Origin of the sequence: Actinomyces sp. HMSC075C01 (assembly GCF_001812965.1) — a bacterium.
Lineage (GTDB): Bacteria > Actinomycetota > Actinomycetes > Actinomycetales > Actinomycetaceae > Actinomyces > Actinomyces acetigenes.
Window position 1 is genome coordinate 1 of sequence record NZ_KV810962.1, and the last position, 437, is coordinate 437.

Here is a 437-nt window from a genome sequence, read left to right on the forward strand (position 1 = left end):
CTGCTGCCCTTCTACATGGAGATGCCGCCCTACCGCATGCCCCGCCTGCGCACCGTCCTCATCATGGTGTGGGACGCCTGCAAGGGCTTCCTGAAGAAGGCCGGCACGATCATCACCCTGACCACCGTCATCCTGTGGGTGCTGCTCAACGTCCCCATGCGCTCGGACGCCCAGTTCGAGGACTTCTGCGCCTCCGACAAGGAGTGCGCCGCCATCTCGGCGGCCGTGGACAAGCCGGAGTCGTCCACCGTCAAGGGCGATGACGGGCAGGTCATCACCGACCCCGAGGATCTCGGCAAGCTGCTGGACGCCCAGAAGACCTCCTACACGATGGACAACTCCTGGGCAGCCACCGTCGGCAAAGCGGTCCAACCGGTCTTCGAGCCACTGGGCTTCGACTGGCGCATCAACGTCGCCACCCTGTCCTCACTGGCGGC

At 65.4% G+C, this 437-nt stretch carries 1 pseudogene; it reads left to right on the top strand.

Annotated elements, in window-relative coordinates:
- Positions 1–437 (top strand): annotated as a pseudogene (locus HMPREF2883_RS02520) (nucleoside recognition domain-containing protein); the annotation flags it as partial.